Annotated in this window: 2 protein-coding genes; one reads left to right on the top strand and one right to left on the bottom strand. The window is 40.2% G+C overall.

Annotated elements, in window-relative coordinates:
* The first annotated feature begins 183 nt into the window (after window positions 1-183).
* The gene (locus tag K5Q99_RS21785) at window positions 184-594 is read left to right on the top strand and encodes a hypothetical protein (RefSeq protein ID WP_220778116.1); all 411 of its coding nucleotides are present in this window, start codon (window positions 184-186) and stop codon (window positions 592-594) included.
* A 116-nt stretch (window positions 595-710) separates the two neighbouring features.
* Here K5Q99_RS21785 and K5Q99_RS21780 read toward each other — a convergent pair.
* The coding region (locus tag K5Q99_RS21780) for a hypothetical protein (protein WP_220778115.1) at window positions 711-1,093 on the bottom strand (383 nt) is incomplete at its 5' end.

Here is a 1,093-nt window from a genome sequence, read left to right as displayed (position 1 = left end):
GAGGACAACGTTGAGCAAGAAATACTCCTGCACATGCTTAAACAACGCTTAGTGCGTGAAAAAATGTCCGTCGTTCAGATTGAACTCGCAATTTCATTTGCTGAGCAATTTATGCAAACAGGGCTAATTTCCATGGCACAGACCTAAGTAAAAGTTGAAAGGCCAAACCAATAGGAGTAACAAATGGAACACTCAACTTTTATTCATGTAAATCAGCTTAAAACATTGAGTCCTTGGAATGAACACTGCAAAGTCGTGTTACTTGCAGATATTAAACTGAACGACCAAACCTCAATAGAGCTGCAGTTTACACGCTACATTTATCTTCACTTAAATATAGATGGTTATGTTCTAGGTGTGAGTATTAGCCAATCTATTTTTGAGGAGCATCCTGAGTTTAGCTCTCAGTTTTTAAACAACTTAGAAATGATGCAGCTATTACTCATGTATGTTGATGATATAACAAATTTTTGCCAATTATTTGCCGCAGAGTTTGAGTATGTCTTAGGGTATCACCCGACAGTCTACTTTGAAGCCGCGGAACAATATTGGGAAAAGCAGATTATTGAAGCACAATCTAACGCGCCTCAATAATCACCTACTAGCGAACCTCACGGTTCGCTTTTTTTGCTTAAAGCCTTAGCTCACATCTAAGCAGCCAACGCCCACAAACAGCGAACTATCAGATAAAATCAGCAATACACTGTACATTACAGTATCCGACCTGCAACCCACGTTTCCAATACATCAGCCAGTTTAATGAGTTGTTCTTGATGCTTGGATTTGTTTTTCGCTAGGTTTTGGATATTCAATAGCTTCCATCTCACCGCAGGTAGTGCCGCAACGCTCGGTTCATCAAACAATGACCAATCAGGCTGACCCTGTTTAAAGGATAATAAAAAGTCTCTGTCTCTTACAGTAAAGTGATGCTGCAACGCTGTTAGCATTTCTGAGCGAGTTAAAACCAGCTCATCGAGTTTAATCGGCTTTGTCGTCATTCCATTGAATTCAGTTTGAAAGCTTTCATCAAGCGGTTTCCAGCGTGGAGACATCACTTCATTAATGGGCCTTGGATGGCTAAGTGTATAAGTGA

Origin of the sequence: Shewanella hafniensis (assembly GCF_019655335.1) — a bacterium.
In the GTDB taxonomy this organism is placed as follows: domain Bacteria; phylum Pseudomonadota; class Gammaproteobacteria; order Enterobacterales; family Shewanellaceae; genus Shewanella; species Shewanella hafniensis.
Note: the sequence above shows the minus strand (reverse complement) of the source record. Positions and strands in the feature narration are given on the sequence as shown.